Genomic DNA, 12,445 nt, shown 5'->3' on the forward strand with positions numbered 1-12,445 from the left:
GAGGGGCTGACGCGGGCCGCCCGCGACGCGCGACAGCCACGCGCCGCGGGGCCCGGCACGCACCCGTAAGGCCGTCCGCACCGGCGGCTACACCGCCGGCGAGGCCAGCGCCTCCAGCTCCTCCGGGGTGCGCGGGCCCGGCGCGCCGTCGGGAAGGAGGCCGTGCGCGCGCAGCACCTCCGCCGCGGCCGCGCCCCACGGTCTGCGCAGCCGGGCCGCGGCCAGCAGCTCCCGGTCCGCGAGGAGTTCGGCCGCGGGTCCGGTGCGCAGCCCCTGCGGGGTGAGCACCGCGGCGTCGTCCGCCCAGCGCAGCGCGAGGTCCACATCGTGCGTCGCCATCACCACCGTGGCGCCCGCCTCCCGCAGCCGCGCCAGGACCTTGAGCAGCCGCTCCTGGCCGTGCGGGTCGAGCCCTGCCGTCGGCTCGTCCAGGATCAGCACCCGAGGACGCATCGCCACCGCCCCGGCGATCGCCGCGCGCTTGCGCTGCCCGTACGACAGCAGATGCGTCGGACGGTCGCGCAGCGCGGCGATGTCCAGCGCCGTGAGGGCCTCCTCCACCCTCTCCCGCACCTCCGCCTCCGAAAGCCCCAGGTTCATGGGGCCGAAGGACACGTCCTGCGCGACCGACGCGGCGAACAGCTGGTCGTCCGGGTCCTGCACCACCAGCTGCACGGCAGTGCGCAGCCGGGTCAGCCCCGCCCGGTCGTGGGCGACGGTCTCCCCGCCCAGCCGCAGCCGGCCCGACGAGCACCGCAGTCCGCCGCTGAGCAGCCGCAGCAGCGTCGTCTTCCCGCTGCCGTTGCGGCCGAGCAGCGCCGTGGCACGGCCCTCGGGCAGGGCGAAGCCGACGCCGCTGAGCACCGGCGGCCCGTCCTCGTACGCGAAGCAGGCGTCGACGAGCTCGACGACGGGCGTGGCCGCCGCAGGCTGGCGCTGGTTCATCGGAGGTGCCTTTCGAGGACGAGAGTGAGGCAGACGAGCCCGGCGAGCAGCGCGGCGGCCCCGGCGAGGAACGCCCGCGAGACCGTCGCCGCGGGCACCAGAACGCGCAGCGTGCCGTCGTAGCCGCGCCCGGCGAGCCCCGTCTGCATCCGGCCCGCCCGGTCGAAGGCCCGGACGAACGCGGTCGCGCCGAGGCCGGCCAGCGAGCGCCAGGCCGCGGCCCTGGTCGTATGGCCGAGCCGTGCCGCCTGCGCCTGCCGCACCTGGCTGACCGAGTCGAGCAGCAGAAACGTGATCCGGTACATCACCAGCGCCACATCCACCACCGCGGGCGGCACACCCGCGCGTGCCAGCCGGGGCAGCACATCGGAGACCGGTGTGGTGAACGCGAACAGCAGCACGCCGAGCGAGGCCGCCGAGGTGCGCAGCAGCAGCCGCCCGGCGTCCGCGGGCCCGCCGGGGGCGAGGGAGATGAACGCGCCGTCGCCGCCGACCGCGAACAGCAGCGGCACGGCGCCGGTGACACAGAATCCCAGGGGGATGCGGAAGGCCCGCCACAGCTGACGGGGCGCCACCCCGGCCGGGCCGAGGAGCACGGCGAGCGTGGCGGCGGCGACCAGCGGCGCTCCGGGCCAGGGCGGGAGGCCGACGGCCGTCGCGGTCAGCCCGAGGGCGAGGAAGGCCTTCTCACACGGGTGACGGCGGCGCCAGCGGCTGCTGTGCGCCGCCGCGTCGATGGGCAGCATGTCCCGGGCTTACGAGGCGCTCGCGCCGGCCGCCCCGCCCGCTGGGGCCTCCACCTCCCCGCCGGTCCCGGCCGGCTGCCCGGCCGCCCGCTCCGCGCCCTGGCGGCGGCCCCTGCGGAGCCCGAAGTAGTACGCCAGCACCCCCGCGCCGAGCGCCGCCTGCACCGCGAACAGCGCGGACTCGACCTCACCGGACGGCGGCTCGTACAGCGGAGAGAACCACGGCTCGTAGTCCGGCTCGATCTCGGTGATCGCCGCCTCGGCCTCGCCGTCCGCGCCCGCGAACGGCTCCTCCTTGTGGTCCCCGAGCCCGAGCGCCAGCGGCAGCACCGCGAGCGCGGCCACGATCGCCAGCAGCAGAGCATTGATCTTCGCGTTGCGGCTCATCGGACCGTGGCCTCCGTCGTGTTCGCACTGTTCTTTCCGCCCCTGCCGCCGCTGAGCAGCACACCGAGCCGGGTCAGCTCACCCTTGCTCGACTGGACCAGCAGCCGCATCACCAGCACGGTGAGCAGGCCTTCGCTGACGGCCAGCGGAAGCTGGGTGACGGCGAAGATGCCGCCGAACTTCGCCAGCGCGCCGAGGACGCCGGAGGCGGGGTCGGGAAAGGCCAGCGCGAGCTGCACGCTGGTGACGCAGTACGTCGACAGATCGGCGGCGAACGCGCCGAAGAACACGCTGGCCATCAGCGGCAGACCGGACCGTCTCAGCAGACGGTAGACGCCGTATCCGGCCCATGGCCCGACAATCGCCATCGAGAAGGCGTTCGCCCCGAGTGTCGTCAGCCCGCCATGCGCCAGCAGCAGCGCCTGGAACAGCAGGGTGATGGTGCCCAGCACCGCCATGATCGGAGGTCTGAACAGAATCGCCCCGAGGCCGGTGCCGGTGGGATGGGAGCAACTGCCCGTCACAGACGGGATCTTCAACGCGGACAGGACGAACGTGAACGCACCGGACGCGCCGAGCAGCAGCGTCGAATCGGGATTGGCCTTGACCTCGCGGGTCAGCGCCCGCACTCCGTGGACGACGAAGGGGGCGGCCGCGGCGCCCCAGGCGACCGCGTGCAACGGGGGCAGATACCCCTCGGCTATATGCATGGTATTGGGAGACCCTCTCCAGCACCTCGTGGATGGACAACGCGCCTTGGCCGGTCTCCTGGCTGACGGGTCACGCCGCCCGGACTCCGCCTTCCCGGGGGCCGCGGTCTCCCGCGGCGTCCCAGTGGCTCCCCGAAGGGATGGAGCCGGACTTCCCGATCACAGTGGCGAGGGCCGCACCGGTACCGCACCGGTTTCCCGTCACCAAGGCGGTGTGACACTAGTGCTCCCACCAGCGACATCACAACCCGCGCGCGGACGCACCCCCCTCGCGCCCGCCGCTCGCGCCCTCCGCGCCCCCTGTCCGGGGCTCCGCGGCCCGCCGCGGCCGGTCACACTGCGCGTACCGGTGCGGTACGCGTACGCCCCCGCGTCCGGTCAGACCTTGCGGTACGCGTACGCCTCCGAGGCCGCCGCCTCCACCGCGTCCAGGTCGCCGCCGGACGAGGCCGTGACCACCGCGGCGATCGCTCCCTCCACGAACGGAGCGTCCACCAGCCGTGCGCCCTCCGGGAGTTCGCCGCCCTCCTCAAGCAGCGCCTTGACCGTCAGCACGGCGCTGCCCAGGTCGGCCAGCAGCGCGACGCCCGCGCCCCGGTCGACCGCCCGCGCGGCCTCGACGATCAGCTCCGCGCTGGTGCCCAGACCGCCGTCGGGACCGCCTCCGGCCGCCGCGACCGAGACGGTCTCCCCGCCGCCCGCGAGGCCCCTGGCCAGATCCGCCGCCGACTGCGCCACGGCCGCGCTGTGCGAGACGAGCACGACGCCCACCGGCCCACCGCTCATGACCCCTCCCCGGCGGCGACGTCCGCCAGCGTGGCCACCAACAGCGCGGACGACGTCGCGCCCGGGTCCTGATGGCCGATGCTGCGCTCGCCGAGATAGCTCGCCCGGCCCTTGCGGGCGAGCAGCGGCACCGTGTCCAGGGCTCCGCGCTCCGCCGCCGCACGGGCCGCCTCGAACGACTCGCGCAGCGCCTGTGCGGCCGGCAGCAGCGCGTCCAGCATCGTCTTGTCCCCGGCCTTCGCCCCGCCCAGCTGCGCCACCGCGGCCACGCCCGCGCCGAGCGCCTCCGCAAGCTGCGCGGGCGTCACCTCCGCCGCATCGCCCAGGGCCTTGCCGGTGCGGCGCAGCAGCGTCCCGTACAGGGGCCCCGACGCACCGCCCACCGTGGAGATCAGCTGCCGTCCGGCCAGCGTCAGCACGGCACCCGGCGTGTCCGGAGCGTCCTTCTCCAGTACGGCCGTCACCGCGGCGAACCCCCGCTGGAGATTGCTGCCGTGGTCGGCGTCGCCGATCGCCGCGTCCAGTTCGGTCAGCCGGTCCGCCGCACGGTCCACGGCCGCCGCCGCGGCGGTCAGCCAGCGGTGGAAGAAGCCCGCGTCGAGCGCAGGCGCTGCCTCGGTCACTCGGTCACTCCCGCTGTCGTCGTCATCGCCGCGGCGACGGCTGCGCCCCGGCGAGGGGTTCGTCAGCGACCCCACCGCAGCGCCGGCGTCTGCACCGGCGCATCCCACAGCCGCAGCAGTTCCTCGTCGATCTGGCAGATCGTCACCGAGCAGCCCGCCATGTCGAGCGAGGTCACATAGTTCCCCACGAGCGTACGCGCCACTGCCACCCGCCGTTCCGCCAGCACCCGCTGCACCTCGGCGTTGAAGCCGTACAGCTCCAGCAGCGGCGTCGCCCCCATGCCGTTGACCAGCACGATCACCGGACCGGACGTGGGAAGGTCGTCCAGCAGCGCATGCACGGTGAAGTCCGCGATCTCCCGCGAGGTCATCATGGCGCGCCGCTCCCGCCCCGGCTCGCCGTGGATGCCGATCCCCAACTCCAGCTCGCCCGGCGGCAGATCGAACGTCGGACTGCCCTTCGCGGGCGTTGTGCAGGCACTCAGGGCCACGCCGAAACTCCGCGCGTTGTCGTTGACCCGGCGGGCGATCGACTCCACCCGCTCCAGCGGGGCGCCCTCCTCGGCCGCCGCACCCGCGATCTTCTCTGCGAACAGGGTCGCGCCCGTGCCGCGGCGGCCCGCGGTGTAGAGGCTGTCGGTCACCGCGATGTCGTCGTCGATCAGGACCTTGGCCAGCCGCACGCCCTCGTCCTCGGCGAGTTCGGCGGCCATGTCAAAATTCAGCACGTCTCCCGTGTAGTTCTTGACGACGAAGAGGACGCCCTCCCCGCTGTCGACGGCCGCGGCGGCCCGCACCATCTGGTCGGGCACCGGCGAGGTGAACACCTCGCCGGGACAGGCGGCGGCCAGCATCCCCGGGCCCACGAAGCCCCCGTGCAGCGGCTCGTGCCCCGACCCGCCGCCGGAGACCAGCGCGACCTGCCCGGCGACCGGCGCGTCCCGCCGCACGATCACCCGGTTCTCGACATCCACGGTCAGTTCGGGGTGCGCCGCGGCGAAACCGCGCAGCGCGTCCGGTACGACGGTCTCGGGCACATTGATGAGCATGCGCATGTGATGCCTCCTTGGGGGCGGGCAGACGTCCGGCCGGGCAGTGCGTCCGGGCCAGTATCGAGCCCGGCCCCCGCACAGGTCACTTCACCGCGGCCCGCTCTTCTTGCCGCCCAGCGCCTGCGCCAGCTCGGCCTTGCTCATCTTGGAGCGGCCCTCCACATCGCGCCGCCTGGCCTCCTCGTACAGCTGGTCGTACGTCGGCCCCTGCGCGCCCTTGTGGGAGCGCTGCCCGCCGCGGCGGCCGGAGGACATGTCCTCGGTCGAGACACGGCTCGCCCTCTCGGACTCGCCCTTCCGCGCCCGCTCCTTGTTGACGGTGCGGGAGGCGATCTCCTTGGCCCGGGCCTCGCTCTCGCCGCGCTCCAGGGCGCTCTCCTTGATGTGCTCGTACTGCCGCTCCCGTTTCGGGCCGGATCCGCGAGGCATGGTCAGCCTTCCTTCCCTGCGAGGCCCCCAGACGGCGTCGGGGGCGCGACAACGCAGGTCGCGAGTACCCCGGGCGGCCCCGCCGAATCACCCGCGCCGCCTTTCACACGGTGTCCGGCCCCGGCGCCTCCGTGATGTCCAGGAACACATGGTCGACCTCCGGCCAGACGCTGCGGATGCTCCGCTTGATGCGCATGCAGATCAGCTCGATCTCCTCGCTGTCCAGGCCGGGCGCCAGATCCACCCGCGCGGCCACCAGCGTGGAGTCGGGCCCCAGGCGCATCGTCAGCAGATCCGCCACATTGTCGATCTCCGGCTGGGCGGACAGCAGCTCCCGCATCCGCGCGCTCAGCCAGGGGTCGACGGACTCGCCGATCAGCCGGTCACGCGCCTCGCGGCCCAGCCGGCAGGCGATGAAGACCAGCAGCAGCCCGATCGCCAGCGACGCCGCCGCCTCCCACATCACCTGCCCGGTGACCAGGTGCAGCGCCATGCCGGCCATGGCGAGCAGCACCCCCACGACGGCAGCGCCGTCCTCCGCGATCACCGTGCGCAGCGCCGGATCGCGGCCCTCGTCACGCCGAAAAAATAGCGTTCCTTGCCATAGCCGAAGGGGTGATGCGCGTCCGCCGGGCGGCGGCTGCGGCGCAGCGCGATCAGCAGGAAGACCTCGTTCGCCGTGTCGGCGACGGAGTGCGCGGCCTCGGACAGCAGCGCGGGGGAGCCGGCCGCTAGGTCGTGTCGTCGAAGTCCCGTCTGCCGGGCGGCGTCTGGCGCGCACCCTCGCGGCGTTGTCGGTCGTCAGCGCAGCCCGCTGTGCTCTCTCCCCCTGGGCCTGGCGGCCCGGGAGGCGCCCCCACCCTGCGCCTTGCGATCTCCCCCGCGGCCCTTCGGGCGCGGGGGCGCCCCCAGCACCAGACGCGCCCGGCCCGCCCTCCGGGCGGACGACGCCACTTTGACGACACTCCCCAGCCCGCCGACAGCCTTCGCGGCCGCGATCACCAGATTCGCGGCAAGCGCCACCAGGACCGTCACCCGGGTCCTGCCGTCGGACTGTCCGCGCCTCACCCCGGCATGCGTAAGGCCCCGTGGCGGCGCACGGCGGCGCTGGCAGCCGCGGCGCCGGCCGGCGGCGAGCGGTTCTCGCGGGACGAGACGCGCGGACCGAACGGCGCGCCGTTCCCGCGGCGTCCGCCGTACTCCCTACGGTTCCCGTGAGCCCCCGGCGCGCGCAGCCGGGGGCCGAGACGCCGCACGTCGAGTTCCGCGGACCGCTGACGCATGCTCAACCAGCCGCACTCCAGGAGAACCTGTGGCCCCGAGGCGAGTACCGGGCAGAGCACCGAGGAGAGCCCCACGGCGAACACGACGCCTCCTCGCGCCCCTGCTGACGGCGGCCGCGCTGACGCTCGGCGCAGTGCCCCCTGCCATGGCCGTGCCCGCCCCGCCCGCCGTCGTGGACCGTCCGCCGCACCAGACCGCCCCGGCGGACGCCGTACACGGCACCGGCACCGGCGTCCCAGGTGCCGCAGGTGTCCCCGGCGTCCCCGGCGTACGCGACGGTGCTGACACCACCTGCACCACCTGCACCGTCCGCACCGCCCGTCCCGTCGCCCCCGGCGTCCGCCTCGCCTCCTACGTCCGCCAGGACGCCGGAGCCCGGCTGCGCGCCCACGCCCTCACCGTCGACCTCGACGCCCGCACCGGCGTCCGCGTCGACTATCTGTCCACCGGCACGGTCACCGGCCGCCGCGCCCTGACCGAACTCGCCGCGCACCACCGGCCGGGCGCGGGCCGCCGCACGGTCGCCGCCGTCAACGCGGACTTCTTCGACCTCGGCCAGACCGGCGCCCCGCAGGGCCCCGGCATCGGCGACGGCCGGCTGACCCACTCGCCCGCCCCCGGCGCGCACCGCGCCGCAGGCATCGGCCCCGGCGGAGCCGGCCGCATCCTGAAGCTGTACTTCGACGGCACGCTCACGCTCCCCTCGGGCACGCGCCCCCTCGCCGCCTACAACGCGGCGAACGTCCCCGCGGACGGCGTCGGCCTCTACACCCCGGCCTGGGGCGCCGCCGACCGCGCCCTCACCGTCGACACCGCGGACCGCACCGCGGAGGCCCTCGTCCGTGACGGCACGGTCGTCTCCGTCGCCGGCCGGCCCGGCAGCGGGCCGGTCCCCGCCGGTGCGGCCGCCCTCGTCGGGCGCGGCTCCGGGGCCGCGGCGCTCGCCGCGCTCCGGCCCGGCGACCGGGTGTCCTGGGGGTTCCGGCCCCGCGCGGACGGCGGACCCGTGCCGCGCACCGCCGTCGGCGGGCGGGAACTCCTCGTCGTCGACGGCGTGCCGCTCAGCCACGAGGGCCGCCCCAACAACGCCGCCGCCCCGCGCACCGCCGTCGGCTTCTCCCGCGACGGGCGCGTCATGCATCTGCTCACCGTCGACGGGCGGCAGGCCGCCAGCGCGGGCGTCACCCTCACCGAACTCGCCGCGATGATGCGCCGGGCGGGCGCGCACCACGCGCTCAACCTTGACGGCGGCGGCTCCTCCACCCTCGTCGCACGCGACGTCGGCAGCGATGCCGTGACCCTGCGGAACAGCCCCTCCGGGGGCCGCGAGCGCCCCGTGCCCAACGGCCTGGCGCTCACCGCGCCCGACGGCAGCGGCCGGCTGAAGGGCTTCTGGGTCCAGACGGCCGCCGCCGCGGCGGACAGGGTGTTCCCCGGCCTGACGCGCCGACTCACCGCCGCGGGCCACGATGAGGCCTATGGCCCGGCCCCCGGAGAGCCGCACTGGCACGTCGTACGGCCCCGAGTCGGCCGGATCGACCGGCACGGGGTCTTCCACGCACGGCGCCCAGGCGCCACCGCCGTACGGGCGCACCGGGGCCCCGCACACGGCGGCATCGAACTGACCGTCCTCGGCGAACTCGCCCGCCTGGAGCCGACCGTCCGGCATATCGCCCTCCCCGACAGCACGGCCGCCAAAACCTTCGGCCTCTTCGGACATGACGCCGACGGCGCCGGCGCGCCCGTCGAACCGGCCGACGTCACCCTCGCCTACGACCGCACCCGCTTCGAGGTACACGACGACGGCCGCGGCTCCTTCACCGTCACCGCCCGCGCCGGAGGCGGCACGGGCCTGATCACGGCTGCCGCGGGCGGCCTGACTGCCACCCTCACGGTGACCGCCGCCCCCGCCGCGCCCGGTTTCGGGCCCACCGTGCGCCACCCCGCAATCCCGGGCAGCCTTGGTCATGACGGCTGCGGAACGAGGTGGTGCCCGTGTCCGACCGAACCGCCTCCCCCTCAGGGCCCCCCGAAGCCGGGAGCGAGGGGGCGCACCCCCTGCTGTCGCTCGCCCTCGCCGGGATGATGGACGACGTCGGGGCGCACGCGGGCGCGGTGTACCTGCTGTCACCGGAGGACGCCGTGCTGGAGATGGCCGTCATGGCCGGGCTGCCCCGCGCCTTCGCCGCGCCCTGGGAGCGCGTCGCCCTCGCCGCGCCCGTACCCGTCGCGGACGCCGTCCGCGAGCGCCGGCTCGTCTGGGTCGCGGGCGAGGAGGACATGGCCCGCCGGTATCCCCGTATCGCCGTGGTCCTCCCGTATCCCTTCACCATCGCCGCGCTGCCCGTCATCAGGGCTGACACCGTGTACGGGGCCGTGTTCGCCACCTGGCCCGGCTCCCATCCGCCCGAGCTGTCCGACGCGGAGCACGCCGCCCTCGTCGCGGCCTGCGACCGGCTCGCGCTGCGGCTGGAGCGGGCCGCGGAGGCGGGCCGCCCGGTGCTGCCGGAGGCCGACTTCCTCGGGCCCTCCGCCATGGCGGGCACGACCGGCGCGGCCGAGGCGGCGCAGCTGGCCGCCCGGATTCCGGACGGCCTGTGCGCCCTGGACGTGAACGGCCGCGTCACCTATGCCAACCCCGCCGCGGCCGAACTGCTGGGGCGGCCCGCACGCGAACTGCTCGGCGGCAAGCCGTGGAACACCCTCCCCTGGCTGAACGACCCGGTCTACGAGGACCGCTACCGAGCCGCGCTGATCAGCCAGCACCCCGCGTCGTTCGTGGCGCTGCGCCCCCCGCAGGACTGGCTGACGTTCCGGCTGTATCCCAGCAGAAGCGGTCTGAGCGTGGTGATCAGCCCGGCCCGGGGCGCGGGGCGGGACAAGCCGGCGGCGGAGCCGGGCCGGCACCCGGCGGGGCTGGTGGCCATCTCCCATCTGCTGAATCTGGCCAGCGCGCTCACCGAGGCCGTCTCGGTCACGGACGTCATCGACCTCGTCGCCGACGAGATCATGCCCGCGGTGGGCAGCCGCACCCTGGCCGTCCTCGTCCCTGAGGCCGGACGGCTGCGCCTCCTCGGGCACCGCGGATACCCGGACCCCTCGGCTGCAGAACACTACGACGGCATACCGCTGTCCGCCCCCCGGCCGAGCGCCCAGGCGCTGGCGACGGGCGTGCCGTCGTTCTTCGAGACACGCGAGGAGCTGGAGACGATCTACCCCGCGCGCGTCGCCACTCCGGACGGGATGTCCGCCTGGGCGTTTCTGCCGCTGATCGCCTCCGGCCGCCCCGTCGGCACCTGCGTCCTCGGCTATACGGAGCCGCACCGGTTCCCCGCCGATGAGCGGGCCGTGCTCACCAGCCTCGGCGGGCTCGTCGCCCAGGCGCTGGAGCGCGCCCGGCTGTACGACGCCAAGCACCGCCTCGCCCATGGGCTGCAGTCCGCGCTGCTGCCGCACTCCCTGCCCCGGCTGCCCGGCCTGGAGGTGGCCGCCCGCTATCTGCCGGGCACCCAGGGCATGGACATCGGAGGCGACTTCTACGATCTGATCCGCACCGGCCAGGACACCGACGAGGACCAGGCCGCAGCCGCCGCCCCCGCGGGCGTCCAGGCCGCCGCCGTCATCGGCGACGTCCAGGGACACAACGTCACCGCCGCCGGGCTGATGGGCCAGATCCGCACCGCCGTACGCGCCTACACGGCCGTCGGCCGGCAGCCCGGCACGGTCATGGCGTCCACCAACCTGTTGCTCATCGGCCTCGACGTCGACCTGCTCGCCAGCTGCGCCTATCTCCATCTGGACCTGCCGCGGCACCGCGCCCTGGTCGCCCGCGCCGGCCATCCGCAGCCCCTGCTGCGCGTCCCCGGCGGCACGGTCCATGTCCTCGACATCCCCGGCGGGCCGCTCCTCGGCGTCGACCCGGCGGCCGTCTACCCGACCTCCGCCGTCCCGCTGAGCCCCGGCTCCGTGCTCGTCCTGTACACGGACGGCCTGATCGAGGCCCCCGGCGTCGACCTGGACCGGGCGCTGGCACAGGTGGCTGACCGGCTGGAGAGCAGCGGGGACCGGCCGCTGGAAGAGCTGGCCGACCGCCTGATCGAGGAGACGGCGGCCGGGTCGCCCGATCGCGGCGACGACATCGCGCTGCTGCTGCTCCGCCCGCACCGCTGAAGCCCTTCCGGATTTATGGAACGCGTTCTAGTCTGCGCACGCCAGAGGGACGTACCGCGAGCATCAGCGAGCACCCGGGAGGGTCCCGTGCACCTCGAATACACGCCCGAGCAGCAGCGGTTGCGCACCGAGCTGCGTGCCTACTTCGCCCGGCTGACGCCGGATCACGCCTCCGCGCGGTACGCCGACCCGGCCGAGCAGAAGGCGTACTACCGCCGCACCATCCGCCGTCTGGGCGCGGACGGCTGGCTGGGCGTCGGCTGGCCCGAGGAGTACGGCGGCCGCGGGCTGACCCCCATGGAGCAGTTCATCTTCTTCGACGAGGCCGCCCAGGCCGGGGTGCCGCTGCCGCTGATGGCCCTGAACACCGTCGGCCCCACCCTCATGCAGTACGGCAGCGAGGAGCAGAAGGCCTACTTCCTCCCCCGGATTCTCTCCGGCGAGATCGACTTCGCCATCGGCTACAGCGAACCCGACGCGGGCACCGACCTCGCCGCCCTGAAGACCCGCGCCGTACGCGAGGGAGACGAGGAGACCGGCAGCTATCTCGTCAACGGGCAGAAGATCTGGACCACCAACGGCGACACCGCCGACTGGGTCTGGCTCGCCGTGCGCACCGCGGCCCCGGACGACGGCACACCGCCGCACAAGGGCATCACCATGCTGCTGGTGCCGACCGACGACCCCGGCTACTCCTGCACCCTCATCACCACACTCGCCGGACACGACACCACCGCCAGTCACTACGAGAACATCCGCGTCCCCGCCTCCCGCCGCGTCGGCCGGGAGAACGACGGCTGGCGGCTGATCACCAACCAGCTCAACCATGAGCGCGTCACCCTCGCCGCCCACGGCACGACCGCCATCCGCGCCCTCGCCGACGTCCAGCGCTGGGCCGCCGACACCAAACTCGCCGACGGACGGCGCGTCATCGACCTCGGCTGGGTCCGCGGCCGCCTCGCCCGCACCCACGCCAGGCTCGACGCCATGAAACTGCTCAACTGGCGGATGGTGAACGCCGTCCAGGAATCCACCCTCACCCCGCAGGACGCCTCGGCCGTCAAGGTGTACGGCTCCGAGGCCCGCCGCGACGCCTACGCCTGGCTGATGGAGGTCGCCGGCGCCGCGGGCCCGCTCAAGGACGGCTCGGCGGGCGCCGTCCTCCACGGCGAGCTGGAACGCGGCTACCGCTCCGCCGTCATCTTCACCTTCGGCGGCGGCAACAACGAGATCCAGCGCGAGATCATCTCCTGGCTCGGCCTCGGCATGCCCCGCGTACGGCGCTGAACGGCGCGGGCCATGGCCAAGGCGTA

11 protein-coding genes, 1 pseudogene and 1 riboswitch are annotated in these 12,445 nt (G+C 74.6%); of the genes and pseudogenes, 3 read left to right on the top strand and 9 right to left on the bottom strand.

All coding sequences use genetic code 11. The annotated features are described in order from the left end of the window. Positions 1–87: 87 nt before the first annotated feature. From OF819_RS12075 to OF819_RS12115, 9 genes and pseudogenes are all read right to left on the bottom strand, one after another. Positions 88–945: an energy-coupling factor ABC transporter ATP-binding protein gene (locus OF819_RS12075; RefSeq protein WP_267243449.1), complete on the bottom strand. Its 858-nt coding sequence runs from the start codon at positions 943–945 to the stop codon at positions 88–90. Next, the gene (cbiQ, locus tag OF819_RS12080; protein ID WP_267243450.1) at positions 942–1,691 is read right to left on the bottom strand and encodes a cobalt ECF transporter T component CbiQ; all 750 of its coding nucleotides are present in this window, start codon (positions 1,689–1,691) and stop codon (positions 942–944) included. The genes OF819_RS12075 and cbiQ overlap by 4 nt, the downstream gene beginning before the upstream one ends. Before the next feature lie 9 nt (positions 1,692–1,700). Next, positions 1,701–2,078 (bottom strand): energy-coupling factor ABC transporter substrate-binding protein, encoded by a 378-nt coding sequence (locus OF819_RS12085; protein WP_267243451.1) that lies wholly within the window; start codon positions 2,076–2,078, stop codon positions 1,701–1,703. Then, the gene (locus OF819_RS12090; RefSeq protein WP_267243452.1) at positions 2,075–2,788 is read right to left on the bottom strand and encodes an energy-coupling factor ABC transporter permease; all 714 of its coding nucleotides are present in this window, start codon (positions 2,786–2,788) and stop codon (positions 2,075–2,077) included. The genes OF819_RS12085 and OF819_RS12090 overlap by 4 nt, the downstream gene beginning before the upstream one ends. A 30-nt stretch (positions 2,789–2,818) precedes the next feature. Further along, a riboswitch (cobalamin riboswitch) is annotated at positions 2,819–3,012 on the bottom strand. 154 nt (positions 3,013–3,166) lie between these two features. Continuing rightward, positions 3,167–3,574, bottom strand: a complete 408-nt coding sequence (locus OF819_RS12095) for a PTS-dependent dihydroxyacetone kinase phosphotransferase subunit DhaM (RefSeq protein WP_267243453.1) — start codon at positions 3,572–3,574, stop codon at positions 3,167–3,169. Continuing rightward, the gene (gene dhaL / locus OF819_RS12100) at positions 3,571–4,197 is read right to left on the bottom strand and encodes a dihydroxyacetone kinase subunit DhaL (protein ID WP_267243454.1); all 627 of its coding nucleotides are present in this window, start codon (positions 4,195–4,197) and stop codon (positions 3,571–3,573) included. The genes OF819_RS12095 and dhaL overlap by 4 nt, the downstream gene beginning before the upstream one ends. Before the next feature lie 62 nt (positions 4,198–4,259). Beyond that, a complete protein-coding gene (gene dhaK, locus OF819_RS12105; RefSeq protein WP_267243455.1) occupies positions 4,260–5,252 on the bottom strand; it encodes a dihydroxyacetone kinase subunit DhaK in 993 nt (330 codons plus the stop codon). Between the two features lie 84 nt (positions 5,253–5,336). After that, positions 5,337–5,678 carry a plasmid stabilization protein gene (locus tag OF819_RS12110; protein WP_267243456.1) on the bottom strand — a complete coding sequence of 114 codons (342 nt, stop codon included), beginning with the start codon at positions 5,676–5,678 and terminating at the stop codon, positions 5,337–5,339. A 103-nt stretch (positions 5,679–5,781) separates the two neighbouring features. Next, a pseudogene (locus tag OF819_RS12115) lies at positions 5,782–6,413 on the bottom strand (cation diffusion facilitator family transporter); the annotation flags it as partial. A 694-nt stretch (positions 6,414–7,107) separates the two neighbouring features. Here OF819_RS12115 and OF819_RS12120 point away from each other — a divergent pair. The 3 genes from OF819_RS12120 (at position 7,108) to OF819_RS12130 (ending at position 12,419) form a co-directional block, all read left to right on the top strand. Further along, positions 7,108–9,048 carry a phosphodiester glycosidase family protein gene (locus tag OF819_RS12120; RefSeq protein ID WP_416370519.1) on the top strand — a complete coding sequence of 647 codons (1,941 nt, stop codon included), beginning with the start codon at positions 7,108–7,110 and terminating at the stop codon, positions 9,046–9,048. Further along, a complete protein-coding gene (locus OF819_RS12125) occupies positions 8,949–11,132 on the top strand; it encodes a SpoIIE family protein phosphatase (RefSeq protein WP_416370514.1) in 2,184 nt (727 codons plus the stop codon). The genes OF819_RS12120 and OF819_RS12125 overlap by 100 nt, the downstream gene beginning before the upstream one ends. A gap of 87 nt (positions 11,133–11,219) precedes the next feature. Further along, complete coding sequence (locus tag OF819_RS12130) at positions 11,220–12,419, top strand: acyl-CoA dehydrogenase family protein (RefSeq protein ID WP_267243457.1); 1,200 nt, start codon at positions 11,220–11,222, stop codon at positions 12,417–12,419. Positions 12,420–12,445: the final 26 nt, after the last annotated feature.

The organism is Streptomyces sp. PR69 (assembly GCF_026420845.1).
Taxonomy (GTDB): Bacteria; Actinomycetota; Actinomycetes; order Streptomycetales; family Streptomycetaceae; genus Streptomyces.

Coding starts and splice junctions, on each gene's coding strand:
- OF819_RS12075 (WP_267243449.1), bottom strand. CDS start 945: ATGAACCAGCGCCAGCCTGCGGCGGCCACGCCCGTCGTCGAGCTCGTC.
- dhaK (WP_267243455.1), bottom strand. CDS start 5,252: ATGCGCATGCTCATCAATGTGCCCGAGACCGTCGTACCGGACGCGCTG.
- OF819_RS12095 (WP_267243453.1), bottom strand. CDS start 3,574: ATGAGCGGTGGGCCGGTGGGCGTCGTGCTCGTCTCGCACAGCGCGGCC.
- OF819_RS12085 (WP_267243451.1), bottom strand. CDS start 2,078: ATGAGCCGCAACGCGAAGATCAATGCTCTGCTGCTGGCGATCGTGGCC.
- OF819_RS12120 (WP_416370519.1), top strand. CDS start 7,108: ATGGCCGTGCCCGCCCCGCCCGCCGTCGTGGACCGTCCGCCGCACCAG.
- cbiQ (WP_267243450.1), bottom strand. CDS start 1,691: ATGCTGCCCATCGACGCGGCGGCGCACAGCAGCCGCTGGCGCCGCCGT.
- OF819_RS12110 (WP_267243456.1), bottom strand. CDS start 5,678: ATGCCTCGCGGATCCGGCCCGAAACGGGAGCGGCAGTACGAGCACATC.
- OF819_RS12090 (WP_267243452.1), bottom strand. CDS start 2,788: ATGCATATAGCCGAGGGGTATCTGCCCCCGTTGCACGCGGTCGCCTGG.